Raw genomic sequence first — 25,014 nt, forward strand, 5'->3', positions numbered from 1 at the left:
AGCAGTCACGCATGGCGCACTTGCCCGACCTCCAACCCGGCTGGCACGAGCCGCTGGGCTCGCTGGCCCGTGACGGCGGCGTGAACTTCGCCGTCTTCAGCGAGAACGCCACCCGCATCGAGCTCTGCGTGTTCGATGCCGAAGGCCAGCGCGAGCTGCGCCGCTATGTGCTGGACGGCCCGCACGATGGCGTGTGGCATGGCTTCCTGCCCGGCGTCGGCCCCGGCCTCGTCTACGGGCTGCGCGCGCACGGCCCCTACGCGCCGGAGCAGGGCCATCGCTTCAACCCGCACAAGCTGCTGCTGGACCCGCAGGCGCGCGAGATCGTCGGCCACTTCGGCTGGCGGGCTGAGCACCATGGCTACGAACTGGGCCACCCGGACGGCCCGCGCTCCTTCGACACGCGGGACAACGCCACGCAGGCGCTCAAGGCCCGCGTGGCGCCGCCGCCCGTGCCGTGCGCGCTGCGCCGCCCGCGTGTGGCGGCTGCCGACGCCGTGCTGTACGAGGTGCACGTCAAGGGCTTCTCCAAGCTGCTGCCGGGCGTGCCGGACGAACTGCGCGGCACCTACGCGGGCCTGGCGCATCCGGCGTCCATCGCGCACTTCAAGCGCCTGGGCGTGACGACGCTGTCGCTGCTGCCGGTGCAGTACTGCATCGCCGAGCCTCATCTCGCCGAGCGCGGCCTGAACAACTACTGGGGCTACAACACGCTGGGCTTCTTCTGCCCCGACCCGCGCTGGGCGCAGGCCGCGCATCGCCACGACCCCACGGCCGTGACGGCCGAGTTCCGCCAGATGGTGGCTGCGTTGCATGAGGCCGGGCTGGAGGTGGTGCTGGACGTCGTCTACAACCACACGCCCGAGGGCAACGAGTTCGGCCCGACGCTGTCCCTGCGCGGACTGGACAACAAGAGCTACTACCGGCTCGTCGGCGGCGACTGGAGCCGCTACGAGAACCTGACCGGCTGCGGCAACACGCTGCACGCCTCGCACCCGCGCGTGACGCAGTTCGTGCTGGACTCGCTGCGCTACTGGGTGGCCGAGATGGGTGTGGACGGCTTCCGCTTCGACCTCGCGCCCGTGCTGGGGCGCAGCTCGCACGGCTTCGACCCGAATGCCGCCTTCTTCACCGCGCTGCGGCAGGACCCGGTGCTGGCCGGCGTGCACCTCATCGCCGAGCCCTGGGACGCCGCCTACGACGGTTACCAGGTGGGCCGCTTCCCCGGCCGCTTCCTCGAGTGGAACGACAAGTTCCGCGATGCGGTGCGCGGCTATTGGCTGAAGGCGGGCCCCGGCGTCGGCCGCGGCGAATTCGCGCGGCGCTTCATGGCGTCCAGCGATGTGTTCCACCACGGCCAGCGCCAGCCCACGGCCTCGGTCAACTTCATCGCCGTGCACGACGGCTTCACGCTGGCCGACCTGACCAGCTTCAGCGCCAAGCACAACCATGCCAACGGCGAGGACAACCGCGATGGCCGAGACGGTGAGCTGTGCGCCAACTTCGGCGTTGAAGGGCCGACCGATGATGCGGCCATCAACGCCACCCGCGACCGCGTGCGCCGCGCGCTGCTGGCCACGCTGCTGCTGGCGCAGGGCACGCCCATGCTGTGCGCGGGTGACGAGATCGCCAACAGCCAGGGCGGCAACAACAACGCTTACTGCCAGGACAACCCGACGACCTGGCTGAACTGGGACCATGCCGACGGCTGGCTGACCGAGTTGGTGTCGCAACTGCTGGCGCTGCGCGCGCAGGAGCCGCTGCTGCGCCACCCGCGCTGGTTCGCTAACGGCCCGGGCGAGGCCAGCATCGCCTGGTACGCACCCAGTGGCCACGAGATGACGCCCAACGACTGGCACGACGCCGGCCAGCGCGCCTTCGGCGCCCAGCTGCGCGAGGCTGGCGCCAGCACGCCGCGGCTGATGATCGTCTTCAACCCCGACCCCACGCCGCTGCCCTTCCTGCTGTGCAACGGGCCGTGGCAGCTCATCCTCGACAGCAGCGGCGACTCCGCCGCGCCGCTCGTCCTTCCTGGCCAGCCGCTGAACGTGCCGGCTCGCTCCCTCCTCGTCTTGAGGCATCAATGAACCTGAACCAACGCTCCTCGGGTGTGCTGCTGCACATCACCTCGCTGCCCGGCCCGCACGGCATGGGCGACTTCGGCCCCGACGCCTATCGTTTCGTCGACTGGCTGCAGGCCGCCGGCCAGCGCATCTGGCAACTGTTGCCGACGACGCCCATCGGCCCCGGCGACAGCCCCTACCAAGGTGTGTCGGCCTTTGCCGGCAGCCAGTGGATGGTGGCGCTGGAGCCGCTGATCGCCAAGGGCTGGCTCAGCGCGCCGGTCGTGCCGGCTTTCGACGGCGAGCTGATCAACTACGGCGAGGTGACGCCCTGGCGCGAGCAGCAGCTGCGCGCCGCGGCCCAGGGCTTCTTCGCCAACGCGGCCGACGCCGACCGCATCGCCTTCGCCACCTGGTGCCTGGATCAGCAGAGCTGGCTGGACGACTACGTGCTCTTCATGGCCATCCGCTCGCCGCTGAACGGCCAGCCCTGGTGGACATGGAGCGAAGGCCTGAAGCGCCGCGACCCCGCCGCGCTGGCCCAGGCCCGCAAGGACTACGCCGACGAGATCGCCTTCTGGCAGTTCGTCCAGTGGCAGTTCGATGTGCAGATCGGCGCGCTCAAAAGCTACGCCAACGCGCGCGGCGTGCACATCATGGGCGACCTGCCCATCTTCGTCGCGCACGACAGCGCCGACTGCTGGTCGCGCCCCGACCTGTACTACCTCGACGAGCACTTCCAGACCACCGTCGTCGCCGGCTGCCCGCCCGACGACCTGGGCCCGTTGGGCCAGCGCTGGGGCAACCCGCTGTACCGCTGGGACAAGATGGCCGAAGAGAAGTACGCCTGGTGGACGGCGCGCGTTCGACGTGCGCTGTCCCAGGCTGACGTGTTCCGCATCGACCACTTCCGCGGCTTTGCCGGCTACTACGAGATCCCCGGCGACAGCCCCGACGCCACGCGCGGCGAGTGGAAGACCGGCCCTGGCATGGCGCTGTTCGACGCCATCAGGAAGGCGCTGGGCCCGCTGCCCATCGTGGCCGAGGACCTGGGCTTCATCACCGACGACGTGCACGCGCTGCGCGACGGCTGTGGCTTCCCCGGCATGAAGATCCTGCAGTTCGGCTTCGGCGCCGAGGGCGATCACGAGTTCCTGCCGCACATGTGGCCCGCCACCTCGGTGGCCTACACCGGCACGCACGACAACGACACCGTGCGCGGCTGGTGGAACCAGGCCAAGCCGCGCGAGCGGGCGTTCGCCGGCTCCTACCTCGCCTGTGGCGAGCACGACGTGCACTGGGCCATGATCCGTGCCTGTGCCAACTCCGTGGCCAACATGGCGGTCTACCCGCTGCAGGACGTGCTGGGGCTGGACAGCGCCCACCGCATGAACGTGCCCGGCGTGCTGGGCGGCAACTGGGGCTGGCGATTCCGCTGGGACTGGATCGGCGCCGAGCCGACCCGCGTGCTGGGCCTCATCACCGCCGCGGCCGGCCGTGGGCCGTTCGAGCTGCTGAAGCTGCCGAGCTGATCGCCTGATCGCCGCCACCTGAGCGGCAGCAACAAGCAACGGGCGCCTGGAGCGCCCGTTGTGCTTGGTGGCGCCTACTTGCGCGCCGCTTCTTCCAGCGCACGCCGCACCGCGTCGCCGTCGTCGGCCGGCGCGCTGGCCTCGGACGCTGGCACCTCGGGCGCGAACAGCTTGCTGGCGTCGTCGGCGCTGAGGTCCTCGGCCGGCTTGTCCTGGCCGCCCATCTGCTGCAGCAGCTCGGAGGCCTGGTTGAGGTCCACCGCCTTTTCCTTGTCCAGGAAGGCTGTCACCGTCTGCGGGAAGAAGATGACGATGGCCACCAGTACCAGTTGCATCACCACCCAGGGGATGGAGCCGAGGTAGATGTCCTTGGACAGCACCTTGCGGGGCAGGGCGCCGTTCTTGAATAGCGTGTCGGAGATGCCACGCAGGTAGAAGAGCGCGAAGCCGAACGGCGGATGCATGAAGCTGGTCTGCATGTTCACGCACAGCATCACGCCGAACCAGACGAGGTCGATGCCCATCTTCTCGGCCACCGGCGCCAGCAGGGGCAGGATGATGAAGGCGATCTCGAAGAAATCCAGGAAGAAGGCCAGGAAGAAGATGAACAGGTTGACCGCGATCAGGAAGCCGATCTGGCCGCCGGGCAGGTCGCTGAGCAGGTTCTCGATCCAGTGGCCGCCCTCGACGCCCTGAAACACCAGCGAGAAGGTGCGCGAGCCGATCAGGATGAACACCACCATGGCGGTGATGCGCATGGTGCCGATCATGGCTTCCTTGACCAGCGGCCAGTTCAGCCGGCGGTGCATGGCGGCCAGGATGAAGGCGCCCACCGCGCCCATCGCGCCGGCTTCGGTGGGCGTGCAGATGGCGGTGTTGATGCCCGGCAGCCCGCCCATGGAGCCCAGCACGGCGAAGATCAGCACGGCCGACGGGATGATGCCGCGCAGGCACTTGCGCCACAGCGCCCAGCCCTGCAGCGTGCGGGCCTCCTTGGGTACGCCGGGCACGTGGTCCGGCTTGATGCGGCTCAGCAGAAAGGTGTAGAGCGCAAAGATCAGCACCTGCAGGATGGCCGGGCCCCAGGCGCCCTTGTACATGTCGCCCACCGGCCGGCCCAGCTGGTCGGCCAGCACCACCAGCACCAGCGAGGGCGGCACCAGCTGCGTGATCGTGCCCGAGGCCGCGAGCACGCCGGTGGCGTAGCGCATGTTGTAGCCGTAGCGCATCATGACCGGCAGCGAGATCATGGCCATCGCGATGACCTGGCCCGCCACCGTGCCCGTGATGGCGCCCAGGATGAAGCCGACGATGATCACCGAGTAGCCCAGGCCGCCGCGCACCGGGCCGAACAGCTGGCCCATGGCATCGAGCATGTCCTCGGCCAGGCCGCATTTCTCCAGCAGTGCGCCCATCAGCGTGAAGAACGGGATGGCCAGCAGCAGGTCGTTGGACAGGATGCCGAACACGTTCTGCGGCAGCGCGCTCATGAACTCCGGCGGGAACCAGCCCTGGCTCACGGCGAAGAAGCCGCAGGCCAGCCCCAGCGCGGCCAGCGAGAACGCGACCGGGAAGCCGATCAGCAGCACCAGGATCAGCCCCGCGAACATCAGCGGCGGGAAGCTCTCCATCGCCATCATTGCAGCGGCCTCTCGTAGTGCATGTCCAGTTCCAGCTTGTGCGCCAGCCAGGCCACGCGCTTGATCACCTCGCTGACGCCCTGCAGTGCGAGCAGCCCGAAGCCCAGCGGCAGCATCAGCACGGCCGGCCAGCGGATCAGGCCGCCGGCATTGCTGGACACCTCGCCCGACGTCAGCAGCTTGGCCCAGTAACCCATGAGCCCGAGGCTCGCGACCGAGTCGGTCGGCGCCATGCCGGTGCTGAGCTTGACGATGAACAGCTGCCATGACAGCCAGGCCATGTAGCCGATCACCGGCAGCAGGAAGACGATCAGGCCGAACAGGTCCACGCCCACCTTGGCCCGGCCACTCAGGCGGCTGTAGGCCAGGTCCACCCGCACATGCTCGTTGAGCCGCAGCACCTGCGCGGCACCCAGCATCACGCAGGTGGCAAACAGATACCACTGGATTTCGAGGAAGGCGTTGGACGAGTAGTCCAGCGTGTAGCGGACGACGGCATTGGCGGCGCTGATGAAGCACGACAGCAGCACGGCCCAGGCGGCCAGGCTGCCAAAGCGATCGTTCAGGCTGTCGATGCGCCGCGCCAGGCTGAGCAGGGCGTTCATGGAGCAAGAGCTGAAATGCAAAACGGCCGCCAATGTAGCGACCGTTGCATAGGCGGCAGCTGACAGCGGCCGCCGTTCAGGGAAAGCCCCGACGGCTTCAGCCCAGTTGCTGCGCCTGCATGAACAGGCGCGCCGAACGCGCGCCCGAGCGGCAGAACATCAGCAGCGGCCGCGGCAGCTCCGCCAGCAGTGCGGCCATGGCCGCGATCTCTTCGGGCGACTGGTAGCCGCCGGCCACCGGCAGGTGGCGGTACTGCAGGCCGGCAGCCTGTGCTGCGGCCTGGATTTCGGCCGAGGTTGGCTGGTCTGGTCCGTGCTCGAAATCGGGCCGGTTGTTCACCACGCTCTTGAAACCCATGGCCGCGGCCTCGGCCATGGCGTCAGGCGTCAGTTGCGGCGCGGCGCAGATGTCGGGGGCGATTGCTTGCAGCGGCAGGCTCATGGCGGCTCCTTACTTGGCCAGTGCGGCCTTGACGGCGGCAGAGACGGTGCTCATCTCGGCGGAATTGCCCAGCGCCGCCTTGGCGGCGGCCATGACCTTGCCCATGTCGCCCGGGCCGCTGGCCCCCAGCTCGGCCACGATGGCCGCCACTTTCTCGGCGACGGCCTCGGCGGACAGGCGCTCCGGCAGATAGACCTGCAGCACGGCGAGCTCGGCGCTTTCCTTGGCGACCAGATCCTCACGGCCTGCTGCGGCGAATTGGCTGATGGAGTCCTTGCGCTGCTTGATCAGCTTGTCGACGATGGCCACGAGGCCGGCGTCGTCCACGACGATGCGCTCGTCCACTTCCTTTTGCTTCACGGCAGCCAGCAGGCCGCGGATGGTCAGCAGGCGGTCGCTGTCCTTGGCGCGCATCGCGGCCTTCATGTCTTCGGTGATGCGGTCTTTGAGGCTCATGGGAGATTCCGGTTCAAAAAGACAAAAACCCGCGACAGCGTCCTGTGGCGGGTTCTGGAGTTCACCGGAATGCGAGATCCCGGATCGCGTCAGGAGGCGTTATCAGTACAGCTTCTTGGGCAGCTGCATGCTGCGCACGCGCTTGTAGTGGCGCTTGACGGCCGCAGCCTTCTTGCGCTTGCGCTCGGCGGTGGGCTTTTCGTAGAACTCGCGGGCGCGCAGGTCGGTCAGCAGGCCCAGCTTTTCGATGGTGCGCTTGAAGCGACGCAGTGCAACGTCGAACGGCTCGTTTTCCTTGACGCGGATGGTGGTCATGTATTTCCTTCAGAGTGCGCTCGGTGTTCGCGGCTAAGTTTCAGCAGCAGGTTCCGGATTACTGCTTCTCTTGGTCTTCTTCGAGAAGTGCAGCGAATCGACGCGCGGGTTTGCTAGCAAAGCCGAGGATTGTAGCCGGGAAATCAAGGGTTTGCCAAGATTCCCTCAGTTTTCTGCGCAGCCGGCTACCAGCGCCTCGGCGCAGGCCGCAGCGCTGGACCAGGCCCATTGGAAGTTGTAGCCCCCCAACCAGCCCGTCACGTCCACTACCTCGCCGATGAAATGCAGGCCGGGCACGTGGCGGCTTTCCAGGGTCTGCGAGCTCAGGTCCCGGGTGCTGACGCCACCGCGCATGACCTCGGCTTTGCGCCAGCCCTCATCACCATTGGGCATCAGCTGCCACTCGTGGACGCTGCGGCCCAGGCGCTGCAGGTCGGCGTCGCGGCATTCCGGCAGCGGGCGCGCGGCGTCCAGCGCGGCCCGCTCCAGCCAGGCGGCGGCGAGGCGCTGCGGCAGCCGCGCGCCGAACTCGTTGCCGAGCTGCCGGCGCGAACTCGCTTTGGCCTGCACGAGCTCGGTGTCCAGCCGGAGCTCGGGTGCCAGGTTGATCTGCAGCGGCTGCTCCGCCGTGCGGTAGCTGGAGATCTGCAGGATGGCCGGGCCGCTCAAGCCTCGATGGGTGAACAGCAGGTCTTCCAGAAAGCGCGTGCGCGCCTTGCCACTACCGACACTGACTTCCACTGGCAGCGACAGCCCGGCCAGCGCGGCAAACGGCGCCCAGGCGTCGGCATCGAAGGTCAGCGGCACGAGGGCAGGGCGGGGCTCGACGATGGCGTGTCCCAGGCGCTTGGCCAGGCGCAGGCCCCAGTCGCTGGCACCGATCTTGGGCACGGGCAGGCCGCCTGTGGCCACCACCACGCGGCGCGCCCGCACGGGGCCCTGGGCTGTGTCCAGCTCGAAGCCGTCTGCCACCGGGCGCACATCGGCGACGGTGCAGGGCTGCCAGCGTGTGACGCCGCCGGCCTCGCACTCGCGCAGCAGCATCTGGATGATCAGTTCACTGGAGTCGTCGCAGAACAGCTGTCCCTTGTGCTTTTCGTGGAAGGCGATGCCATGCTGCTGGACCAGCTTGATGAAATCCTGCGCGGTGAACCGGGCCAGCGCGGAGCGGCAGAAGGCCGGGTTCTCGGACAGGAAGTTGGCCGGCGTGACATCACGATTGGTGAAATTGCAACGACCGCCGCCGGAGATGCGGATTTTTTCAGCCAGCTTGGAGGCGTGGTCGATCAGCAGCACGCGCAGGCCGCGTTGGCCCGCGCGCCCCGCGCAGAACAGCCCGGCGGCGCCAGCCCCCACCACGACGACGTCAAATGCCTGCATAAACCTCCCTCGAATAGGGATGCATTCTCGCGGGGCGAGGCATTGAAACTCGCTACGATGCCTCGCAGCTGACGCACCAGGCTTCTTAGGGGGGAGGCCCGGATCGTGGGATGGCCCGGCCTTGCAGGCTGGTTGGCCGCCCAACTACAGTGCCTCGACACCCGCGCAAGCCCTGGCCCCCGCCAGCGGCACTCGATCGAATCACCACGAGTTCATGAACACGATCGCCGACACCTCCGCGACGCCGCCGGGCAGCCTGTCCGCCTGGCTGGCCGAGCATCCCGAACTGGGCGGCGACACGCTGGCGGGCCTGGTGGCGCTCATCGAGCCCCTGGGCTGCCAGGCGGCCATCAAGCAGGCGGCCAGCGGGCGCTATGCGTTCGCCAGCACCGGCTTCGCCCAGATGCTGGATCGCGAGGAGGCCGTGGGGCACAACGATGCCGAGCTGCTGCGGCCCGACGAGATCAGTGCGCTGCGCCGCGTCGAGCAGACGGTCATGGCGCAGCGGCACCCCGTCGTGTCCGAGCACAAGCTCGAGATCAATGGCCGCCGCCGCGAGTTCAGCGTTACACGCTTGGCGCTCGGGTCGGACTTCCTGTTGGCGGTCTGGCAGGAGCGCACCGAGGAGCGGCATCGTGAGACGCAGTTGCAGCGCGCGCTGACGCAGATCGAGCAGCAGCAGGGCGCCATCGAGCAGATCCGCCGCGAGTTGCAGCAGGGGTCGGGGCGTGACGACGTGTCGGGCCTCTATCTGCGTGCGCAGTTCGACGACCAACTGCTGCGCGAGATCGACCTGTCCTCCCGCGAGCACCGTGAGTTCGCGCTGGTGGTCATCGCGCTGGATGCATCCCCGGCTGTGTCGGAGCTGGGCGATGAAGCCCAGCAGCGTCTGCTGGAAGGCATCGGCCGCATGTTGCGGGCTAACACGCGGGCGATGGACTCGGCCTGCCGCATCGGGCCGCAACGCTTCGCGGTGCTGCTGTCTGGCGTGGGCCTGGCGACGGCGCATGCCCGCATGGAGCAGCTGCGCCGTCAGTGCGCGGCGCAGATCGTTGTGCTCAACGGGCAGGACCTGGGCCTGTCGATCTCCATGGGCGTGTCCAGCTTCCCGCACACCGCGTCGCGCCAGGAAGAGCTGATGACGGCCAGCGAGAACGCCGTGCACGAGGCCCAGCGCCGTGGCGGCAACCAGGTCGTGCTGGCCTCCATCGCCTTCGGCTAAAGCCCGCTCAGTCCCTTGTAGAGCATGTAGGCTGCCAGCGCGAACAGCAGCGTGGCGAAGGCCTTCTTCAACTGCGCCACGTCCATCGCATGTGCCACGCGGGCGCCGATCGGGGCCATGGTCACGCTGGCCGCCGCAATGAGCGCCAGCGCCGGCAGGTAGAGGTAGCCCGCGGCGCCGGGCAGCGCGGGCGGCTGGCTCCAGCCGCCGACGACATAGCCGGCCGTGTTGGCCAGCGCGATCGGGAAGCCCAGCGCCGCGCTGGTGGCCACGGCGGCATGCACCGGCACGTTGCACCAGACCATGAAGGGCACGCTGGCGAAGCCGCCGCCCGCACCCACCAGACCTGAAAGCAGGCCGATGCCGCTGCCGGCGCCGAACTGGCCGGCGGGGCCGGGCATCTGCCGGCTGGGCGCCGGTCGCTTGTTGCGCAGCATCTGCCAGCCCGAGAAGCTGACGAAGAGCGCGAACAGCAGCGCCAGCCAGGCACCCTTGATGATGCTGAACAGCCCGGCGCCCGCGAGCAGGCCGCCGGCCAGGATGCCGGGGGCCAGTCCCTTGACGAGGTCCCAGCGCACGGCACCGCGGCGGTGGTGCGCCCGCACGCTGGACAGCGACGTGAACATGATGGTGGCCATGGACGTGGCGATGGCCATCTTGACAGCCAGCCCGGGCTCCACGCCGCGCTGATCGAGGATGAAGGTCAGGAAGGGCACCATCAGCATGCCGCCGCCGATGCCCAGCAGGCCGGCCAGGAACCCAGCACTCAGCCCCAGGGCGAGCAGTTCAAGGGCGAGGGTGAGCGTCATGCCTGATGCAGCCTGGTCAGCACGGCCTGCCATTCGGCCGGCGTGACGGGGGTGATGGACAGCCGGCTGCCGCGCTGCAGCACGCCCATGCTGGCCAGTTCAGGCGCCTCGCGCATGGCCTTCAGGCTCAGCAGCCGCGTCGTCTCACGCCAGCGCACGTCGACATGCACCCAGCGCGGTGCCTCGGGCTTGGACTTGGGATCGAAGTAGGGGCTGGCCGGGTCGAATTGCGTCGCGTCCGGGTAGGCGGCGCTGCAGACTTCCGCGAGGCCGGCAATGCCCGGTTCGGCGCAGGACGAGTGATAGAACAGCACGCCGTCACCGATGCGCATGGCATCGCGCATGAAGTTGCGGGCTTGGTAGTTGCGTACGCCTGTCCAGGGCAGGGTGCCTGCACGCCGGAGGTCATCGATCGACGCCTCGTCGGGCTCGGACTTCATCAGCCAGTAGTTCATGGGCCGATGCTAGGGGAGGAAAAGGTGTCCACCGCGATCCTGGGGGCCGAGATCCTGAACACCCAGGGGTAATCAGGTGGGCCAGGTCATCCGGACTTCGGGTTCATCTGACGCGAGACGCTCACGCCCATCCGGCATATTCCAAGCCCTTGCTCATAGAGCATCGGATGAAGGAAATTAAAGCCCCAGAGGAACGCAGTGGACGTCGCGGAGTTTACGCGGTCAGAGCAGCTGGCCGTCGTGTCCGAGCGCTTCGTCCAGGCGCTTGATGAGGGCATCGATCTCGGGGACCTCAGCCGGCGCGGGCGAGGGTGCAGCCGCAGTCGTCTCGCGCGGCGCTTCGACCAGCTGGTAGGCGAGGTTGAGCGCGGCCAGCACGGCGATGCGCTCGCGGGCCTTGACCTTGCCGGCGTCGCGGATGGCGCTCATCTCGCGGTCCACCTGGGCGACGGCCGCGGTCAGTGCAGCCTCGCCGCCGGGCGGGCAGCCCAGCAGGTAGCTCTGACCCATGATGGTCACTTCCATCTGCTTCACGGCTGCTCCTCCTTGGGCGCCTCAGCGGGCAGGCGCTCCAGCAGTGCGTCGACGCGCGCGCGCGCGGCGCTCAGGCGCGAGCGCAGGCTGTCGCGCTCCTGCGTGATGGCGGTCAACTGCACCTGCAGCAGCAGGTTGGTGCGCAGGATTTCGTCGTGGCGCACGAGCAGGCGCTCAACGCGGTCGGTCAGGTCGGTGAGGCTGGCCATGGAGGGGCTTCTGATCAGGCGGACGCCGATTTTAGGCGGCGCCCGTCATCGCATTCGTCGATGACGGCGCAAACGTTGCACAAGGGCTTGCGTGCCTGGCAGACGTAGCGGCCATGCAGGATGAGCCAGTGATGGGCGTCGACGAGATAGGCCGCGGGCACGCGCTGCAGCAGGCCCAGCTCGACGGCCAGCGGCGTCTTGCCCGGCGCGAGGCCGGTGCGGTTGCTGACGCGGAAGATGTGCGTGTCCACCGCCATCGTCGGCTCGCCGAAGGCGACGTTGAGGACGACGTTGGCGGTCTTGCGGCCGACGCCGGGCAGCGCCTCCAGCGCCGCACGCGAGCGCGGCACCTCGCCGCCATGCTGCTCGATGAGGATCTGGCAGGTCTGCAGCAAATGCTTGGCCTTGCTGCGGTACAGGCCGATGGTCTTGATGTGCGACTCCAGCCCGGCGATGCCCAGCGCCAGGATCTGCGCGGGCGTGTTGGCGACGGCGAACAGGCGCCTGGTGGCCTTGTTGACGCCGACGTCGGTGGCCTGCGCGGACAGCAGCACCGCCGTCAGCAGCTCGAAGACGCTGGAGAACTCCAGCTCGGTCTGCGGCGCCGGATTGGCGCGTTGCAGCGTGGCGAAGAAGCGATCGACTTGGGCGGCGTTCATGCGGCCGATTGTCAGCCGCCTTCAGCCTCGCTTGGCTCTGGCTCGGGCCAGTGCAGCCTCGATGGCAGCGCGCTTGCGGTCCAGCTGCGCCGGGTCGGTGATGTGCGATGCCGCTGGCAGGTCGGCCAGCTTGGCCTCGGCCTTGGCAGCCAGGCGGGCGTCGTTCTCCTCGGCCTCTCGGTGGCGGCGGAACTGCTTGAAGGCGTAGCGTTCGCGCGCCTCGTCCGCCTGCGGTTGGCTCCAGGCGGCCCAGCCGGTGGCTGTGGTCACCTCGGGCATGGAGATGCAGTCCACCGGGCAGGCCGGCACACACAGCTCGCAGCCGGTGCACTGTGCCGTGACGACGACGTGCATGGCCTTGGGCGCGCCGACGATGCAGTCGGCCGGGCAGGCTTTGATGCACAGCGTGCAGCCGATGCACCAGGCCTCGTCGATGACCGCGACGCCGCGCGTGGCTTCGATGCCGTGGGCCGGGTTCAGCGGCAGCGCCGGCCGGCCGGTGATGGCGGCCAGCCGGGCCACGCCTTCGGCGCCTCCGGGCGGGCACTGGTTGATGCCGGCCTCACCGGCGGCGACGGCTTCGGCGTAGCGGCGGCAGTCCGGGTAGCCGCAGCGGGTGCATTGGGTCTGCGGCAGCGCGGCGTCGATGAGGGCCGCGAGACTCACGCGCGGCGGGTGCGCTTGGCGGCGGGCTTGGCCGCCGCCTTCACCGGCGCGGCCTTGGCCGTCTGCTTCAGCGGGGCAGCTTCGTACTTCGCGATGAAGTCGCGCACCTGCGGGTAGACCTTTTCGCGCCAGCGCCGGCCCGAGAAGATGCCGTAGTGCCCGGCGCCGATGGCGTCATAGTGGAACTGGTGGGCCTTGGGTACGCCCTCGCACAGGTCGTGCGCGGCACGGGTCTGGCCGGCGCCGGAGATGTCGTCCAGCTCGCCTTCGACCGTCAGCAGCGCGGTCGTCTGGATGTCCTGCGGGCGCACCTGCTGGCCGTCGACGAACCAGGTGCCGTTGACCAGCGCGAAGTCCTGGAACACGGTCTTGATCGTGTCCAGGTAGTACTCGGCGGGCATGTCCAGCACGGCGTTGTACTCGTCATAGAACTTGCGGTGTGCCTCGGCGCTGTCGTCGTCGCCGCGCACCAGGTCCAGAAAGTAGTCGTAGTGCGAGGAGAGGTGGCGGTCCGGGTTCATCGCGACGAAGCCGGTGTGCTGCAGGAAGCCCGGGTAGACCTCGCGGCCGGCGCCGGGGAAGTTGGTCGGTACGCGGTAGATGACGTTGTTCTCGAACCAGCTGTAGCTGCGGTTCATGGCCAGGTTGTTGACGGCTGTCGGGCTCTTGCGGGCATCGATGGGACCGCCCATCATGGTCATGCTGCGCGGCGTGGCCTCGCCAGCGGAGGCCATCAGCGAGATGGCGGCAAGCACGGGCACCGTGGGCTGGCAGACGGACATCACGTGGCAGTCGGCGCCGCCGACGTGGCGGATGAACTCCTGCACGTAGCGGATGTAGTCGTCCAGGTGGAAGGGGCCCACCTCCAGCGGCACCATGCGCGCGTCGGTCCAGTCGGTGATGTAGACCTTGTGATCCTTCAGCAGTTGCTTGACGGTCTCGCGCAGCAGCGTGCTGTGGTGGCCCGACAGCGGCGCCACGACCAGCACCGTGGGCTGGTCCTTCATCTTGGCCAGCACGGCGGGGTCGTCGGTGTAGCGCTTGAAGCGCAGCAGGCGGCAGAACGGCTTCTCGATGGCCACCAGCTCCTGCACGGCGACATCGACGCCGTCGACTTCCACCGTCTTGATGTCGAACTCGGGCTTTTCGTAGTCCTTGGCCAGGCGGTGCATCAGGTCCAGCCCGGCGGACAGGCGCTGCGCCATCGGTGTGTGCGTGAACGGCGACAGCGGGTGGCTGTAGAGCTTGGCCGACGCGGCGGCGAACTCGGAGAACGGGCTGAGCAGGGCGCGCTGGGTTTCGAAGAATTGATACAGCATGGCCGGCCTTGGCGAGGTTCAGGAATGAGGCGATGGTGCCAGAAAACGCTTGCAGCGTTGTGCGCTGCAACATGGATTGGCGGTCAAACCGCCAATCCGTCGCACTTCAACGGTGCATTGCGCGGCGATCAGCCCTTCATGACGGCCGCCATGCCGGCGGCGACGGTGGGCAGGTTGCCCTCATTCAGGGCGGCCACGCAGATGCGGCCGGAGTCCACGCCGTAGACGCCGAACTCGCTGCGCAGGCGCTGCATCTGGGCGGCGGTGAGGCCCGAGTAGCTGAACATGCCCAGCTGCTCGGTGACGAAGGAGAGGTCCTGCGAGACGCCGGCGGCCTTGAGCGCGGCCACCAGCGCCGAACGCATGGCCTTGATGCGCACGCGCATGCCGGCCAGCTCTTCCTCCCACATCGCGCGCAGCGTGTCGTCGGACAGCACGGCGGCCACGACCTGTGCACCGTGGGTGGGCGGGTTGGAGTAGTTGGTGCGGATGGCGATCTTCAGCTGCGACAGCACGCGCACGGCCTCTTCATCGCTGCTGCAGACCACGCTCAGTGCGCCGACGCGCTCGCCGTACAGCGAGAAGCTCTTGGAGAAGCTGGTCGACACGAAGAAGCCGACGCCGGCGGCCATGAACTGGCGCACCGCTTCGCCGTCTTCCTTCAGGCCGAAGCCGAAGCCCTGGTAGGCCATGTCCAGGAAGGGCGTCAGGCCCTTGGCCTTGACGACGGCGACGACCTCGGCCCACTGGGCAGCCGTGATGTCGTAGCCGGTCGGGTTGTGGCAGCAGGCGTGCAGCACGACGACGGTTCCAGCCGGCGCGGCGTTCAGTGCGGCCAGCATGCCGGCGAAGTTGATGCCCTTGTTGGCTGCGTCGTAGTAGGGGTAGGTCTCGACCGTGAAGCCGGCCTGCGTGAAGAGCGCGCGGTGGTTCTCCCAGCTCGGGTCGGAGATCAGCACCTTGGCGGTCGGGTTGAGCTGCTTCAGGAAGTCGGCGCCGACCTTCAGCGCGCCGGTGCCGCCGATGGCCTGCACGGTGGCGACGTTCTTCAGCTCGCTGCCGAACACCAGCTTCTGCACGGCCTTGTCATAGGCGGCGATGCCGTCGATGGGCAGGTAGCCCCGCGGCTTGGGCGCCGCGGCCATGGCGGCCTCGGCTTCGCGCACGCACTTCAGCAGCGGCAGCTTGCCGTTCTCGTCGTAGTACACGCCCACGCCGAGGTTGACCTTGCCGGGGCGGGTGTCGGCGTTGAACTGCTCGTTCAGGCCCAGGATGGGGTCACGGGGGGCAAGGGCGACGTCGGCGAACAAAGACATGTCGAGATTCCTGAAGGGGCGTTGGCAGCAGGGGGAGGGGGTCAGCGGGGGACTGCGCTTAAGCTGACGGATTGCGCAAGCCGCAGATTTTCCCAGGATTTACCCGATGCAAGACGCCCTGAACGCCCAGACCGCCCCGGACGGAGACGCCGAGGAGCGCAAGGGCGAATTCGTCAGCTTCGAAGGCTCCCCGTTTCAGCTGTTTCAGCCTTTCCCGCCGGCGGGGGATCAGCCCACCGCCATCGCCCAGCTGTGCGAGGGGATCAACGACGGCCTCAGCTACCAGACGCTGCTGGGCGTGACCGGCTCAGGCAAGACCTTCACGATGGCCAACGTCATCGCGCGCCTGGGCCGCCCGGCCATCATCTTTGCGCCCAACAAGACGCTGGCCGCGCAGCTCTACAGCGAGTTCAAGGACTTCTTCCCGAAGAACGCGGTCGAGTACTTCGTCAGCTACTACGACTACTACCAGCCCGAGGCCTACGTGCCGCAGCGCGACCTGTTCATCGAGAAGGACAGCGCGATCAACGAGCACATCGAGCAGATGCGTTTGAGCTGCACGAAAAGCCTGCTGGAGCGCCGCGACGTGGTCATCGTGGCCTCCGTGTCGGCCATCTACGGCATCGGCTCGCCGGCGGACTACCACCAGATGGTCATGACGCTGCGCGTGGGCGACAAGCTGGGCCAGCGCGACGTCATCGCGCACCTGATCCGCATGCAGTACACGCGCAACGAGATGGAGTTCAGCCGCGGCCACTTCCGCGTTCGCGGTGACACCATCGATGTGTTTCCGGCCGAGCATTCGGAGCTGGCCATCCGCATCGAGCTGTTCGACGACGAGATCGAGGCGCTGTCGCTGTTCGACCCGCTGACCGGTCATGTCCGCCAGAAGATCCCGCGCTTCACGGTCTACCCCAGCAGCCATTACGTCACGCCGCGCGAGCGCGTGCTGGCGGCCGCCGATGCGATCAAGGAGGAACTGCGCGAGCGGGTGGGCTTCTTCGTGAAGGAGGGCAAGCTCGTGGAGGCCCAGCGCATCGAGCAGCGCACACGCTTCGACCTGGAGATGCTCCAGGAGGTGGGGCACTGCAAGGGCATCGAGAACTACACGCGGCACTTGTCGGGCGCCCAGCCGGGCGACCCACCGCCGACGCTGGTGGATTACCTGCCGCCCGATGCGCTCATGTTCCTGGACGAAAGCCACGTGCTGATCGGCCAGTTTGGCGGCATGTACAACGGCGACCGGGCGCGCAAGACGACGCTGGTGGAGTACGGCTTCCGGCTGCCGTCAGCGCTGGACAACCGGCCGCTGAAGTTCGATGAATTCGAGCGCAAGATGCGCCAGGCGGTGTTCGTGTCCGCGACGCCGGGGCAGTACGAGCAGGACAACGCGGGGCAGGTGGTCGAGCAGGTCGTGCGGCCGACGGGCCTGGTTGACCCGGTGGTCGAGGTGCGCCCGGCGACGCACCAGGTGGACGACGTGCTGCAGGAAATCCGCCTGCGCGTCGAGGTCAATGAACGCGTGCTGATCACGACGCTGACCAAGCGCATGGCCGAGCAGCTGACGGACTATCTCAGCGACAACGGCGTCAAGGTGCGCTACCTGCACTCGGACGTGGACACGGTGGAGCGCGTCGAGATCCTGCGCGACCTGCGGCTGGGCGCCTTCGATGTGCTGGTGGGCATCAACCTGCTGCGCGAGGGGCTGGACATCCCCGAGGTGTCGCTGGTGGCCATCCTGGACGCCGACAAGGAAGGCTTCCTGCGCGCTGAGCGCAGCCTGATACAGACCATCGGCCGCGCCGCGCGCAACCTGAACGGCAAGGCCATCCTGTACGCGGACAAGATCACGGAGTCCATGCGCAAGGCCATTGGCGAAACCGAGCGCCGCCGCGCCAAGCAGATCGCGTTCAACGAGGAGCACGGCATCACGCCGCGCAGCGTGCAAAAGCGCATCAAGGACCTCATCGACGGCGTCTACTCGGAGGAGTCTGGCCGTGATGAGGCCAAATTGCTGGCGGCGGCCCAGGTCGAGGAGTTGTCCGAGAAGGACCTGGCCAAGCGCATTGCCCAACTGGAGAAGCAGATGCTGGAGCATGCCCGCAACCTGGAATTCGAGAAGGCCGCCCGCTTGCGCGACCAATTGGCGCAACTGCGCGAGCAGGCCTTCGGCGCTCGCGTACACGACAACATCGTGCCGCTTGAGTCGGCCCGCAAGCCCGGCGTGTCGCGTTGATGCTGCTGCGCCGCAGCAAAAGCCCTGTGCACATTGGGGTGCGCCGGCTTGCGCGAAGCATGGGCTTGGTAGTCGAGTAAAATCATCGGAAATGATTCGCTCGGCTATTGTCCAGTGCGTCACGGGTTAACCCCGAATTCTTGTCCTGGACTTCTCTGGTTCGGGCACCTCGCCAAGGAGTTTCACATGCGTCTCACCACCAAAGGCCGGTTTGCAGTCACCGCGATGCTGGATCTGGCGCTGCGCGAGAATGCGGGCCCGGTGGCCCTGGCGGCGATCAGCCAGCGGCAGCAGATTTCGCTGTCCTACCTGGAGCAGTTGTTCGGGAAGCTGCGTCGCCATGAACTGGTGGAGTCGACCCGAGGCCCGGGCGGCGGCTACTCGTTGGGTCGCAAGGCCGAGGACATCACGGTCGCCGACATCATCGTCGCTGTGGACGAGGCGCTGGACGCCACCGGCTGCGGCGGCAAAGAAAACTGCATGGGTGAGGACAGTGGCCGCTGCATCACCCACGAGCTTTGGACCAATCTGAACGCCAAGATGATCGAGTACCTCGACTCCGTGTCGCTGCGCAAGCTGGCGGACGAGCAGCTCGCCAAGGGCTTCGAGGTCGAGGCAGCGCCGGTCAAGCGGGCCATCTCCAGCCAGCCGGTGCTCAAGCCCATCCGCGTGACGGCGCCGAATTCGGTGTTCGCGCTGGGTGGCGCGTTCAGCAAGTAAGCCAATCCGGCACAAGATTTCAAAGTAGTCGTTCCATGGACATGACCCCGCATTTCCCGATCTACCTCGACTATGGCGCGACGACGCCGTGCGACCCGCGCGTGGTGGACGCCATGATTCCCTGGCTGCGCGAGCATTTCGGCAACCCGGCGTCGCGCAGCCACGCCTGGGGCTGGGAGGCGGAAGAAGCCGTCGAGAAGGCGCGCGTACAGGTGGCTGAGCTGATTGGCGCTGATCCGCGCGAGATCGTCTGGACCTCGGGCGCCACCGAAGCCATCAACCTGGCCTTGAAAGGTGCTGCCCAGTTCTACAAGACGCGCGGCAAGCACCTGATCACCGTCAAGACGGAGCACAAGGCCACGCTGGACACCATGCGTGAGCTGGAGCGGCAGGGCTTCGAAGTCACCTACCTCGACGTGCTGCCCAACGGCCTGCTCGACCTGGACGCTTTCCAGGCGGCCCTGCGCCCGGACACCATCCTGGTGTCGGTCATGTTCGTCAACAACGAGATCGGCGTGATTCAGGACGTGGTGGCGATCGGCAAGCTGTGCCGCGAGCGCGGCATCATCTTCCATGTCGACGCGGCCCAGGCGACCGGCAAGGTTGCGATCAACTTGGCCGAGTTGCCGATCGACCTGATGAGCATGTCGGCCCACAAGACCTACGGTCCGAAGGGCATGGGCGCGCTGTACGTGCGCCGCAAGCCGCGTGTGCGTCTCGAAGCCCAAATGCACGGTGGCGGCCACGAGCGTGGCATGCGCTCGGGCACGCTGCCCACGCACCAGATCGTCGGCATGGGCGAGGCCTTCCGCATCGCCCGTGAAGAAATGGCTGCCGAGCAGGAGCGCATCCGCGCGCTGCAGCAGCGCCTGATCAAGGGCCTCTCCGGCATCGAGCAGACCTTCATCAATGGCGACCTCGAGCGCCGCGTGCCGCACAACCTCAACATCTCGTTCAACTACGTCGAGGGCGAGTCGCTGATCATGGGCGTCAAGGGCCTGGCGGTGTCGTCGGGCTCGGCTTGCACGTCGGCCAGCCTGGAGCCCAGCTATGTGTTGCGCGCCCTGGGTCGAAGCGACGAACTGGCGCACAGCTCGTTGCGCATGACCATTGGCCGTTTCACGACCGAAGAAGAGATCGATTACGCCATCAGCGTGCTGAACGACCGGGTCGCCAAGCTGCGCGAGTTGTCCCCGCTGTGGGACATGTACAAGGACGGCATCGACCTCAGCACGATTCAATGGGCTGCGCACTAAGCCCATCAGGAGAACAACATGGCATACAGCGAAAAAGTCGTTGATCACTACGAGAACCCCCGCAACGTCGGCAACTTCGACAAGGGGGATGAGGACGTTGGCACCGGTATGGTTGGTGCGCCGGCCTGCGGCGATGTGATGAAGCTGCAGATCAAGGTGAACCCGGCGACCGGCCTCATCGAGGACGCCAAATTCAAGACCTACGGCTGTGGCTCGGCCATTGCCTCCAGCTCGCTGGTGACCGAATGGGTCAAGGGCAAGAGCCTGGATGAGGCGCTGTCGATCAAGAACACGCAGATCGCCGAAGAACTGGCGCTGCCCCCGGTCAAGATCCATTGCTCCATCCTGGCCGAGGACGCCATCAAGGCTGCGGTTGACGACTACCGCGCCAAGCACGCGGCCAGCTGACATGTCCGTCACCCTGACCGAAGCCGCAGCCCGCCACGTCAAGCGCTACATCGCCAAGCGCGGCAAGGGCGTGGGCGTGCGCTTGGGTGTGAAGACCACCGGCTGCTCGGGCCTGGCCTACAAGCTCGAGTACGCCGACGACGTTGCGCCCGAGGACGTTGTCTTCGAAGGTCATGAGGTCAAGATCCTCATCGACCCCAAGAGCTTGCCCTACCTCGACGGCACTGAGCTGGACTTCGTCCGCGAAGGGCTGAACGAAGGCTTCAAGTTCCGCAACCCGCGCGAGAAGGACCGCTGCGGTTGCGGCGAATCCTTCCGTGTCTGACCGACCCTGACGTTTCGCGGAGCGCGGCGCTGCCGCGCTTTTGCTTTTCATCGACCGCCATGCGCTTGACCGACAACGACTTCCAGCTCTTTGGCCTGCCTGAGACGCAGGCCCAGGAGCGCGCTGCCATTGATGCGCGCTGGAAAGCGCTGCAGGCTGAAGTGCATCCGGATCGCTTTGCGGCCGAAGGGGCAGCCGCCCAACGCGTGGCCATGCAATGGGCGATGCGTGTCAACGAGGGCTACCAGAGGCTGAAGGATCCGCTCAAGCGCGCGGCCTACCTCTGTGAGTTGCGCGGTGCGGCGGTGGGGGCGGAGACCAACACGGCCATGCCGGCGGCCTTTTTGATGCAACAGATGGAATGGCGTGAGGCGCTCGATGACGCGCGCAGCGAGTCCGCGCTCGAGGCCCTGGATGTCGACGCGGCGCGGGCTGAGGCTGCTGCCCTGGCTCTGGCCCAGCGCCTGCTCGACGACAACAACGACGCGCCGGCGGCAGCCGCGCAGGTGAGGGCGCTGATGTTCATCCAGCGTTTCCGCGCCGACATTGACCAGCGCCTCGCGGCGCTCGACGCCTGATGGCCCTGCTCCAAATCTCCGAACCCGGCGCGTCGCCGGACCCGCACCAGCGCCGCATCGCCGTTGGCATCGACCTCGGCACGACGCATTCCCTCGTCGCCGCCGTGCGTCACGGCTTGGCCGAGTGCCTGCCCGACGAGCAGGGGCGCGTCATCCTGCCCTCGGCCGTGCGCTACCTGCCCGAAGGCCGCCGCCAGATCGGCGTTGACGCGCTGGCCGCGCAGGCCGAAGACCCCGAGAACACCATCGTCTCGGTGAAGCGCTTCATGGGCCGCTCGCTGGCGGACGTCGCCAATCGCGAGCATCTGCCGTACCAGTTTGAAGACCGCCCCGGCATGCTGGGCATCGCCACGCGCGACGGCGTGAAGAGCCCGGTGGAGGTGTCGGCCGAGATCCTGGCTACGCTGCGCTTCCGCGCCGAGGACAGCTTCCTCGACGATCTTTTTGGCGTCGTCATCACGGTGCCGGCCTACTTCGACGATGCCCAGCGGCAGGCGACCAAGGACGCTGCCGAGCTCGCTGGCCTCAAGGTGCTGCGCCTCATCAATGAGCCGACTGCTGCGGCCATCGCCTACGGGTTGGACAACGCCAGCGAAGGCCTCTACGCCGTCTACGACCTGGGTGGCGGCACCTTTGACATCTCGCTGCTGCGCCTCACGCGTGGCGTGTTCGAGGTGGTCGCGACCGGCGGCGATGCCGCGCTGGGGGGCGATGACTTCGACCGCGCGCTGGCCGAGTGGGCGTTGGGCGGTCGTGCGCTCGCATCGGCGCACGACAAGCGCGCGGTGCTCGTTGCTGCGCGAGCAGCCAAGGAGGCGCTGTCCGAGGCGGATGCGACCGAGTTGGTTGCCTCCTTGGATGCAGGCGAACTGCGCGTGACGGTCACGCGATCGCAGTTCGAGGAACTTGCCCAGCCGCTGATCGCCAAGACGCTGTCCGCCGTGAAGCGGGTGCTGCGCGATGCCAAAGTGAAAGCTGCGGATGTGCAGGGCACGGTGATGGTTGGCGGCTCCACGCGCATGCCCGTCGTGCGTCGCGCGGTCGGCGAGCTGTTCGGCCGCGAGGTGCTGACCAACCTCAACCCCGATGAGGTCGTCGCGCTGGGTGCAGCCATCCAGGCCAATCAGCTGGCCGGCAATGCCGCTGATGGCGAGATCCTGCTGCTGGATGTGATCCCGCTGTCGCTGGGGCTGGAGACCATGGGAGGCCTGGTTGAGCGCGTCATCGAGCGCAACTCGACCATCCCGGTCGCCAAGGCCCAGGACTTCACCACGTTCAAAGACGGTCAGACGGCGATGGCGGTCCATGTCGTGCAGGGCGAACGCGAGCTGGTCAGTGAATGCCGCTCGCTGGCGCGCTTCGAGCTGCGCGGCATCCCGCCGATGGCGGCCGGTGCGGCGCGCATCCGCGTCAGCTTCCAGGTCGACGCCGACGGCCTGCTCAGCGTGTCCGCCGAGGAGTTGACGTCAGGCGTGCAGGCGGCCATCACCGTGAAGCCCAGTTACGGCCTGGCAGACGATGAGATTGCCCGCATGCTGAAGGACGGCTTTGCCAGCGCGGACGCCGACATGGCCGCCCGCAAGCTGCGCGAGGCCAGGGTTGAAGCCGAGCGCATGGTGCTGGCCACGCGCAGCGCATTGGCGGCCGATGGTGACCTGCTGCCCGATGCCGAGCGCGAGGCGCTGGAGGCCCGCTTGTCAGCCCTGGCCGCGATGAACGACGACGCGGATGCCATTGACGCTGCCGTCAAGGCGCTGGCCGAGGCCACCGAAGGCTTTGCCGCCGAACGCATGAACCGCTCCATCGCCCGCGCGCTCACCGGCCGCGATGTCAGCCAGCTCTGAGATTCACACCATGCCTGTCATCAAGATCCTCCCGCACGCCGAGTACTGCCCCGATGGCGCGACGCTGACCGGCGCAGCCGGCGCGTCGATCTGCGAAGTGCTGCTGGCCAACGACATTCATATCGAGCATGCCTGCGATCAGGTCTGCGCCTGCACAACCTGCCATGTCATCGTCCGTGAAGGCGGCCGGTCGCTCTCCGAGATGCAAGAGGACGAGGAGGACATGCTTGATCGAGCCTGGGGGTTGGAGCCGGACTCGCGGCTGTCCTGCCAGGCGCTGCTGCGGCAGCAGGACATCACGGTCGAGATTCCCAAGTACTCGATCAACCACGCCAAGGAAGGCAAGTGAGCGCCGCTCAGCGCATCCTGGGTTTTGAATCGTCCTGTGACGAGACTGGGGTGGCGCTCGTCGAGGTGACGGCTGACGCGCCGCCCAGGCTGCTGGCGCAGGCCTTGCACAGCCAGATCAGCATGCACCAGGCCTATGGCGGGGTGGTGCCGGAGTTGGCGTCGCGCGACCATGTGCGCCGCGTGCTGCCGCTGACACGCGAGGTGCTGTCGCAGGCTGGCTTGGCGCTGCATGACGTGGACTTGATCGCCTACACGCAAGGCCCGGGGCTTGCCGGTGCGTTGCTGGTGGGGGCGGGTGTGGCTGTGTCGCTGGCGGCGTCCTTGGATGTGCCGGCGCTGCCTATCCATCATCTGGAAGGGCACCTGTTGTCGCCCTTCCTGTCGGCTGATCCGCCGGAGTTTCCGTTCGTCGCGCTGCTGGTCAGCGGTGGTCACACGCAGCTGATGCGCGTGGACGATGTTGGCCGTTACGAGATCCTCGGCGAGACCATTGACGATGCCGCTGGCGAGGCCTTCGACAAGAGCGCCAAGCTGCTGGGCTTGCCCTATCCCGGCGGCCCGCACCTGGCTCGTTTGGCCGAGTCGGGCAACCCGGAGGCTTTCGCACTGCCGCGGCCGCTGCTGCACAGCGGCAAGCCGGACTTCAGCTTTGCCGGCTTGAAGACGGCGGTGCTGACGCAGGTGAAGAAGCTCGGCCTGGATGGGTGTTCGCCGAGCGACCCGGCCAAGGCTGACTTGGCCGCCTCGACGCAGGCGGCCATCGTGGAGGTGCTGGTCAAGAAGTCGCTGCTGGCACTCAAGGAAACGGGGCTGAGGCGCCTCGTTGTCGCTGGCGGCGTCGGGGCCAACGCCAAGCTGCGTGAGCAGCTGAACGCCGCATGTGCGAAGCGGGGCGTGCGTGTGCACTACCCCGAGCTGTCGCTGTGCACTGACAACGGCGCCATGATCGCGATGGCCGCTGCGCTGCGTGTGCAGCGTGGCATGGCCCAGCCCAGGCGCGACGGCGGGTTTGAAGTCCGTCCGCGCTGGGATCTTTCTGCGGCTTAAAGGATCTTGAGTTCGCTGCCGTTGTCAGCGATGCGCTTGACGAGATGCAGTGTGAGCACGCCGTTGTCGAAGCGCGCTTGCGATTGCGTCTGGTCGATCTCAACGGGCAGCGCGAAGCTGCGCGCGTAGCTGGCCGTGCGACGCTCGCGGTACAGCAACCGCGAGCCATCGGCCGGCGGCGGAGTGTCGGCGGCGGTGGATTCGATGTGGACGCGGCGTCCGTCGATGCGCACCTTCACGGCTTCTTTGGCGACGCCGGGCATGTCGACGGTGACGCTGTAGGCCTCGTCGTCCTCGCTGATATCCAGGGCGGGTGTGCGGACATTGTCCGCATCGAACCGGCGCAAGACACGGGCGACATGGCGGGGTTGGGTCACGTAGAACATGGATGAAGACTCCGTTGTTTGCGCTGCTGAACCAGTCGGGAGCAGCTCCCGGTGACCCAGACATAGGGTAGGCCGGTTGCGCTTCAAGGGTGTTGTTGCAGGCGCCCGTGCGAAAGCGTGCATTCGAGGGGTTGGTCGTGTGCCGCCGCTTGAAGCCGGCCGCAGCCGTCCCCACGTCCGCTAACTTGGCGCAGGGCGGCATGGGTCGATTGCCAGCTTTGCGCTACAATCCGCCGGTTCT

27 protein-coding genes and 1 other RNA gene are annotated in these 25,014 nt (G+C 67.4%); 12 read left to right on the forward strand and 16 right to left on the reverse strand.

The genetic code is table 11. From position 1 onward, the window contains the following. The first annotated feature begins 11 nt into the window (after positions 1-11). Entirely contained in the window at positions 12-2,087 is a 2,076-nt protein-coding gene (gene glgX / locus NYO99_RS04310) for a glycogen debranching protein GlgX (RefSeq protein WP_268165858.1), read from the forward strand. Next, positions 2,084-3,595, forward strand: a complete 1,512-nt coding sequence (malQ, locus tag NYO99_RS04315) for a 4-alpha-glucanotransferase (protein WP_268165859.1) — start codon at positions 2,084-2,086, stop codon at positions 3,593-3,595. The genes glgX and malQ overlap by 4 nt, the downstream gene beginning before the upstream one ends. 74 nt (positions 3,596-3,669) lie before the next feature. Here malQ and NYO99_RS04320 read toward each other — a convergent pair whose 3' ends face one another. From NYO99_RS04320 to NYO99_RS04345, 6 genes are all read right to left on the reverse strand, one after another. Then, entirely contained in the window at positions 3,670-5,232 is a 1,563-nt protein-coding gene (locus tag NYO99_RS04320) for a TRAP transporter large permease (protein WP_268166462.1), read from the reverse strand. Then, entirely contained in the window at positions 5,232-5,840 is a 609-nt protein-coding gene (locus NYO99_RS04325; protein WP_268165860.1) for a TRAP transporter small permease subunit, read from the reverse strand. The genes NYO99_RS04320 and NYO99_RS04325 overlap by 1 nt, the downstream gene beginning before the upstream one ends. A gap of 97 nt (positions 5,841-5,937) precedes the next feature. Then, positions 5,938-6,282 (reverse strand): protein tyrosine phosphatase family protein, encoded by a 345-nt coding sequence (locus NYO99_RS04330; protein ID WP_268165861.1) that lies wholly within the window; start codon positions 6,280-6,282, stop codon positions 5,938-5,940. Positions 6,283-6,291: 9 nt separating this feature from the next. Beyond that, positions 6,292-6,738, reverse strand: coding sequence for a GatB/YqeY domain-containing protein (locus NYO99_RS04335; RefSeq protein ID WP_268165862.1), 447 nt, complete (start codon positions 6,736-6,738; stop codon positions 6,292-6,294). A gap of 102 nt (positions 6,739-6,840) precedes the next feature. Continuing rightward, positions 6,841-7,053 (reverse strand): 30S ribosomal protein S21, encoded by a 213-nt coding sequence (gene rpsU / locus NYO99_RS04340; RefSeq protein WP_007833691.1) that lies wholly within the window; start codon positions 7,051-7,053, stop codon positions 6,841-6,843. A gap of 165 nt (positions 7,054-7,218) precedes the next feature. Beyond that, positions 7,219-8,433 (reverse strand): BaiN/RdsA family NAD(P)/FAD-dependent oxidoreductase, encoded by a 1,215-nt coding sequence (locus tag NYO99_RS04345; protein ID WP_268165863.1) that lies wholly within the window; start codon positions 8,431-8,433, stop codon positions 7,219-7,221. Between the two features lie 214 nt (positions 8,434-8,647). Here NYO99_RS04345 and NYO99_RS04350 point away from each other — a divergent pair, with 214 nt between their 5' ends. After that, positions 8,648-9,655 carry a GGDEF domain-containing protein gene (locus NYO99_RS04350; protein ID WP_268165864.1) on the forward strand — a complete coding sequence of 336 codons (1,008 nt, stop codon included), beginning with the start codon at positions 8,648-8,650 and terminating at the stop codon, positions 9,653-9,655. Here NYO99_RS04350 and NYO99_RS04355 read toward each other — a convergent pair. From NYO99_RS04355 to NYO99_RS04395, 9 genes are all read right to left on the reverse strand, one after another. Further along, positions 9,652-10,464 (reverse strand): sulfite exporter TauE/SafE family protein, encoded by an 813-nt coding sequence (locus tag NYO99_RS04355; protein WP_268165865.1) that lies wholly within the window; start codon positions 10,462-10,464, stop codon positions 9,652-9,654. The genes NYO99_RS04350 and NYO99_RS04355 overlap by 4 nt on opposite strands. Further along, on the reverse strand, positions 10,461-10,919 hold the full coding sequence (locus tag NYO99_RS04360) for an EVE domain-containing protein (RefSeq protein ID WP_268165866.1): 459 nt from the start codon (positions 10,917-10,919) through the stop codon (positions 10,461-10,463). Before NYO99_RS04360 ends, NYO99_RS04355 begins: the two co-directional genes overlap by 4 nt. Before the next feature lie 24 nt (positions 10,920-10,943). Continuing rightward, positions 10,944-11,124, reverse strand: a non-coding RNA gene (gene ssrS / locus NYO99_RS04365) — 6S RNA. Positions 11,125-11,141: 17 nt separating this feature from the next. Then, entirely contained in the window at positions 11,142-11,453 is a 312-nt protein-coding gene (locus NYO99_RS04370; protein WP_268165867.1) for a cell division protein ZapA, read from the reverse strand. Then, entirely contained in the window at positions 11,450-11,662 is a 213-nt protein-coding gene (locus NYO99_RS04375; protein ID WP_268165868.1) for a DUF904 domain-containing protein, read from the reverse strand. The genes NYO99_RS04370 and NYO99_RS04375 overlap by 4 nt, the downstream gene beginning before the upstream one ends. 14 nt (positions 11,663-11,676) lie before the next feature. Further along, the gene (gene nth / locus NYO99_RS04380; RefSeq protein ID WP_268165869.1) at positions 11,677-12,321 is read right to left on the reverse strand and encodes an endonuclease III; all 645 of its coding nucleotides are present in this window, start codon (positions 12,319-12,321) and stop codon (positions 11,677-11,679) included. Between the two features lie 21 nt (positions 12,322-12,342). After that, a complete protein-coding gene (rsxB, locus tag NYO99_RS04385) occupies positions 12,343-12,987 on the reverse strand; it encodes an electron transport complex subunit RsxB (protein WP_268165870.1) in 645 nt (214 codons plus the stop codon). Continuing rightward, positions 12,984-14,306 carry a polyhydroxyalkanoate depolymerase gene (locus NYO99_RS04390; protein WP_268165871.1) on the reverse strand — a complete coding sequence of 441 codons (1,323 nt, stop codon included), beginning with the start codon at positions 14,304-14,306 and terminating at the stop codon, positions 12,984-12,986. The genes rsxB and NYO99_RS04390 overlap by 4 nt, the downstream gene beginning before the upstream one ends. A gap of 128 nt (positions 14,307-14,434) precedes the next feature. Beyond that, positions 14,435-15,622, reverse strand: a complete 1,188-nt coding sequence (locus NYO99_RS04395; RefSeq protein ID WP_268165872.1) for an amino acid aminotransferase — start codon at positions 15,620-15,622, stop codon at positions 14,435-14,437. Positions 15,623-15,728: 106 nt separating this feature from the next. Between NYO99_RS04395 and uvrB the strand changes: the two genes are divergently transcribed. The 9 genes from uvrB to tsaD all read left to right on the forward strand — a co-directional run bounded on the left by uvrB (position 15,729) and on the right by tsaD (position 24,387). Next, positions 15,729-17,858, forward strand: coding sequence for an excinuclease ABC subunit UvrB (uvrB, locus tag NYO99_RS04400; protein WP_268165873.1), 2,130 nt, complete (start codon positions 15,729-15,731; stop codon positions 17,856-17,858). 186 nt (positions 17,859-18,044) lie between these two features. Further along, complete coding sequence (locus NYO99_RS04405) at positions 18,045-18,578, forward strand: Fe-S cluster assembly transcription factor (protein WP_268165874.1); 534 nt, start codon at positions 18,045-18,047, stop codon at positions 18,576-18,578. A 35-nt stretch (positions 18,579-18,613) separates the two neighbouring features. Further along, positions 18,614-19,834 carry an IscS subfamily cysteine desulfurase gene (locus NYO99_RS04410; RefSeq protein ID WP_268165875.1) on the forward strand — a complete coding sequence of 407 codons (1,221 nt, stop codon included), beginning with the start codon at positions 18,614-18,616 and terminating at the stop codon, positions 19,832-19,834. An 18-nt stretch (positions 19,835-19,852) separates the two neighbouring features. Beyond that, positions 19,853-20,242: a Fe-S cluster assembly scaffold IscU gene (gene iscU / locus NYO99_RS04415; RefSeq protein WP_268165876.1), complete on the forward strand. Its 390-nt coding sequence runs from the start codon at positions 19,853-19,855 to the stop codon at positions 20,240-20,242. Position 20,243: 1 nt separating this feature from the next. After that, on the forward strand, positions 20,244-20,567 hold the full coding sequence (iscA, locus tag NYO99_RS04420) for an iron-sulfur cluster assembly protein IscA (protein WP_056876585.1): 324 nt from the start codon (positions 20,244-20,246) through the stop codon (positions 20,565-20,567). A gap of 59 nt (positions 20,568-20,626) precedes the next feature. Next, positions 20,627-21,145 carry a Fe-S protein assembly co-chaperone HscB gene (gene hscB / locus NYO99_RS04425; RefSeq protein WP_268165877.1) on the forward strand — a complete coding sequence of 173 codons (519 nt, stop codon included), beginning with the start codon at positions 20,627-20,629 and terminating at the stop codon, positions 21,143-21,145. After that, on the forward strand, positions 21,145-22,989 hold the full coding sequence (gene hscA / locus NYO99_RS04430) for a Fe-S protein assembly chaperone HscA (protein WP_268165878.1): 1,845 nt from the start codon (positions 21,145-21,147) through the stop codon (positions 22,987-22,989). The genes hscB and hscA overlap by 1 nt, the downstream gene beginning before the upstream one ends. A 10-nt stretch (positions 22,990-22,999) precedes the next feature. After that, a complete protein-coding gene (gene fdx / locus NYO99_RS04435; RefSeq protein WP_268165879.1) occupies positions 23,000-23,338 on the forward strand; it encodes an ISC system 2Fe-2S type ferredoxin in 339 nt (112 codons plus the stop codon). Continuing rightward, entirely contained in the window at positions 23,335-24,387 is a 1,053-nt protein-coding gene (gene tsaD / locus NYO99_RS04440) for a tRNA (adenosine(37)-N6)-threonylcarbamoyltransferase complex transferase subunit TsaD (RefSeq protein WP_268165880.1), read from the forward strand. Before fdx ends, tsaD begins: the two co-directional genes overlap by 4 nt. Here tsaD and NYO99_RS04445 read toward each other — a convergent pair. Continuing rightward, positions 24,384-24,773: an Hsp20/alpha crystallin family protein gene (locus NYO99_RS04445; protein ID WP_268165881.1), complete on the reverse strand. Its 390-nt coding sequence runs from the start codon at positions 24,771-24,773 to the stop codon at positions 24,384-24,386. The two genes, tsaD and NYO99_RS04445, sit on opposite strands and share 4 nt — an antisense overlap. Positions 24,774-25,014: the final 241 nt, after the last annotated feature.

It is taken from the genome of Roseateles hydrophilus (genome assembly GCF_026712245.1).
Classification (GTDB): Bacteria; Pseudomonadota; Gammaproteobacteria; order Burkholderiales; family Burkholderiaceae_C; genus Pelomonas; species Pelomonas hydrophilus.

What these genes read in the sequence shown, in the direction of transcription:
- nth (WP_268165869.1), bottom strand. Translation starts at nt 12,321, where the DNA reads ATGAACGCCGCCCAAGTCGATCGCTTCTTCGCCACGCTGCAACGCGCC.
- NYO99_RS04355 (WP_268165865.1), bottom strand. Translation starts at nt 10,464, where the DNA reads ATGACGCTCACCCTCGCCCTTGAACTGCTCGCCCTGGGGCTGAGTGCT.
- NYO99_RS04410 (WP_268165875.1), top strand. Translation starts at nt 18,614, where the DNA reads ATGGACATGACCCCGCATTTCCCGATCTACCTCGACTATGGCGCGACG.
- NYO99_RS04375 (WP_268165868.1), bottom strand. Translation starts at nt 11,662, where the DNA reads ATGGCCAGCCTCACCGACCTGACCGACCGCGTTGAGCGCCTGCTCGTG.
- NYO99_RS04445 (WP_268165881.1), bottom strand. Translation starts at nt 24,773, where the DNA reads ATGTTCTACGTGACCCAACCCCGCCATGTCGCCCGTGTCTTGCGCCGG.
- hscB (WP_268165877.1), top strand. Translation starts at nt 20,627, where the DNA reads ATGCGCTTGACCGACAACGACTTCCAGCTCTTTGGCCTGCCTGAGACG.
- glgX (WP_268165858.1), top strand. Translation starts at nt 12, where the DNA reads ATGGCGCACTTGCCCGACCTCCAACCCGGCTGGCACGAGCCGCTGGGC.
- NYO99_RS04320 (WP_268166462.1), bottom strand. Translation starts at nt 5,232, where the DNA reads ATGGCGATGGAGAGCTTCCCGCCGCTGATGTTCGCGGGGCTGATCCTG.
- NYO99_RS04405 (WP_268165874.1), top strand. Translation starts at nt 18,045, where the DNA reads ATGCGTCTCACCACCAAAGGCCGGTTTGCAGTCACCGCGATGCTGGAT.
- rpsU (WP_007833691.1), bottom strand. Translation starts at nt 7,053, where the DNA reads ATGACCACCATCCGCGTCAAGGAAAACGAGCCGTTCGACGTTGCACTG.
- NYO99_RS04350 (WP_268165864.1), top strand. Translation starts at nt 8,648, where the DNA reads ATGAACACGATCGCCGACACCTCCGCGACGCCGCCGGGCAGCCTGTCC.
- iscU (WP_268165876.1), top strand. Translation starts at nt 19,853, where the DNA reads ATGGCATACAGCGAAAAAGTCGTTGATCACTACGAGAACCCCCGCAAC.
- uvrB (WP_268165873.1), top strand. Translation starts at nt 15,729, where the DNA reads ATGCAAGACGCCCTGAACGCCCAGACCGCCCCGGACGGAGACGCCGAG.
- NYO99_RS04325 (WP_268165860.1), bottom strand. Translation starts at nt 5,840, where the DNA reads ATGAACGCCCTGCTCAGCCTGGCGCGGCGCATCGACAGCCTGAACGAT.
- NYO99_RS04335 (WP_268165862.1), bottom strand. Translation starts at nt 6,738, where the DNA reads ATGAGCCTCAAAGACCGCATCACCGAAGACATGAAGGCCGCGATGCGC.
- hscA (WP_268165878.1), top strand. Translation starts at nt 21,145, where the DNA reads ATGGCCCTGCTCCAAATCTCCGAACCCGGCGCGTCGCCGGACCCGCAC.
- malQ (WP_268165859.1), top strand. Translation starts at nt 2,084, where the DNA reads ATGAACCTGAACCAACGCTCCTCGGGTGTGCTGCTGCACATCACCTCG.
- iscA (WP_056876585.1), top strand. Translation starts at nt 20,244, where the DNA reads ATGTCCGTCACCCTGACCGAAGCCGCAGCCCGCCACGTCAAGCGCTAC.
- NYO99_RS04345 (WP_268165863.1), bottom strand. Translation starts at nt 8,433, where the DNA reads ATGCAGGCATTTGACGTCGTCGTGGTGGGGGCTGGCGCCGCCGGGCTG.
- NYO99_RS04390 (WP_268165871.1), bottom strand. Translation starts at nt 14,306, where the DNA reads ATGCTGTATCAATTCTTCGAAACCCAGCGCGCCCTGCTCAGCCCGTTC.
- NYO99_RS04395 (WP_268165872.1), bottom strand. Translation starts at nt 15,622, where the DNA reads ATGTCTTTGTTCGCCGACGTCGCCCTTGCCCCCCGTGACCCCATCCTG.
- NYO99_RS04360 (WP_268165866.1), bottom strand. Translation starts at nt 10,919, where the DNA reads ATGAACTACTGGCTGATGAAGTCCGAGCCCGACGAGGCGTCGATCGAT.
- fdx (WP_268165879.1), top strand. Translation starts at nt 23,000, where the DNA reads ATGCCTGTCATCAAGATCCTCCCGCACGCCGAGTACTGCCCCGATGGC.
- NYO99_RS04330 (WP_268165861.1), bottom strand. Translation starts at nt 6,282, where the DNA reads ATGAGCCTGCCGCTGCAAGCAATCGCCCCCGACATCTGCGCCGCGCCG.